This window comes from Stenotrophomonas sp. 2YAF22, assembly GCF_052114665.1.
GTDB lineage: Bacteria > Pseudomonadota > Gammaproteobacteria > Xanthomonadales > Xanthomonadaceae > Stenotrophomonas > Stenotrophomonas indicatrix.
Window position 1 is genome coordinate 1 of record NZ_JBFRFE010000785.1, and the last position, 1,630, is coordinate 1,630.

Annotated in this window: 2 protein-coding genes; both read right to left on the minus strand. The window is 67.9% G+C overall.

Annotated elements, in window-relative coordinates; all coding sequences use genetic code 11:
- On the minus strand, positions 1–211 hold a 211-nt coding region (locus tag AB4Y84_RS21100; RefSeq protein ID WP_442250867.1), incomplete at its 3' end, for a hypothetical protein.
- Between the two features lie 46 nt (positions 212–257).
- Positions 258–1,630 (minus strand): sensor histidine kinase (locus AB4Y84_RS21105; RefSeq protein WP_442250868.1); only part of this gene is annotated, 1,373 nt, incomplete at its 5' end.

A 1,630-nucleotide genomic window follows, 5' to 3' on the forward strand; every position in this document is an offset into this window, starting at 1 on the left:
GGGACAGGAAGTAGTCCAGTGCCGACTGTGCCTCCTGGAAGGTCTGGCGCTCGCGCGAATGGAACTCGCCGATACCACCGACGAGGCTGGCGACGGCCGTCAGCACGATCAGGATGCTGATCAGTCCGCCACCACCGAACAGCAGGCGTCGCTGCAGCCTGCGCAGGGCATCTATCTGGTTGATGGGCGCTGCAGGCGCGGCCGGATGCATGGTGATTCCCCTTGAATGATGTCGTGCGGTGGCGCCCGCGATGAATCTAGTCCAAGCCCTGCCCGACCGCCAGCAGCCGCTGCTCCGGCAAGGCTGGTGCCAGCAGCGCCTGCAGCAGTGACTCGCCGGAATAGCAGGATACCCGCCAGGTGACTCCCCGCCGTTGCGCGCGCAGGGGGCCATCAGCACTCACCCGCACCACGCACCGCCCGTCCTCGCCCAGAACCGGCAGTTCCCGCCCCGGCCCCCGCTCGAACAGCACCAGCGGCGTGGCCGCATCGACATGGTGCTGGGCCAGCAGAGCGGGATCCTCAATCACCTGCACATGGGCGCCCCATGCCTGCAGGCGCCGGCTCAGTTCATCACTCCAACCGGCGGCGGCCGAGGCGAGTAGCACGCTGCGTCCTGCAAGCGGCCGAGGCGACGCGCCAGCCACGCGTTCCACCGGCACGCCAAAGGTAAACACACTGCCCACGGCGGGCGTACTGCGCGCATGGATCTCCCCGCCCATCCGCAGGCACAGTTCCCGGCACAGCGACAGCCCCAACCCGGATCCGCCGAAGCGGCTGATGATGCTGGCATCGGCCTGCACATAAGGCTGGAACAGACGCTCCAGCTGCGACGGGCTCAGGCCGATGCCGGAGTCAGCCACCTCCATCTGCAGCATCAGGGTCTCGCCCTGTACATCCACCCGCACCCGCAGCGCGATGCGGCCGGAAAGGGTGAACTTCACCGCGTTGCTGACCAGGTTGCGCAGTACCTGCTCGATCCGCGCCTGCGGGCCTTCCACCTGGGCAGGCACTGCCGCATCCACCGACAGGTCCATCACCAGCCCCTTGGCCTCGGCCAGCGGCGAGAACAGCACGGCAACCCGCTCCAGCAGGACGATCGGCTCGAACGTTTCGGCCTGCAGCTCCAGCTGGCCGGCTTCGGCACGGGAGAAATCCAGCACGTCGTTGATGATCTGCAGCAGCGAGTCGGCCGATTGGTTGATGCGGCGCAGTCGGGCCTGCTGATCCTCATCGAGCGAGGAACGGCCAAGCAGTTCGAGGTGCCCAAGGATGCCGTGCAGCGGCGTGCGGATTTCGTGGCTCATCGTCGCCAGGAAGATGCCCTTTGCGCGGCTTGCCGCTTCGGCGGCCTGGCGTGCCTGCGCCTGCTGCTGCTCCAGCTCCACGCGCGCGCTGAGATCGCGCAGCGCGCACAGCAGTACGCTGCGCCCCTGGTAGGTGGCGCCCACGGCACCGACCAGCAGTTGCCGGCCGGGCGATTTGTCATTGGCAGGAACAGGCAGCTCGAACTCCACCGGCGCCTGGAACACGCCGGTCCCGGACTCGTGTTCGGACGCCAGCTGCACCAGTTGCAGGTACAGCGGTACGCCACTGCGCTCGGCCGCCGCGGCATAGTGGCGCATCTGCC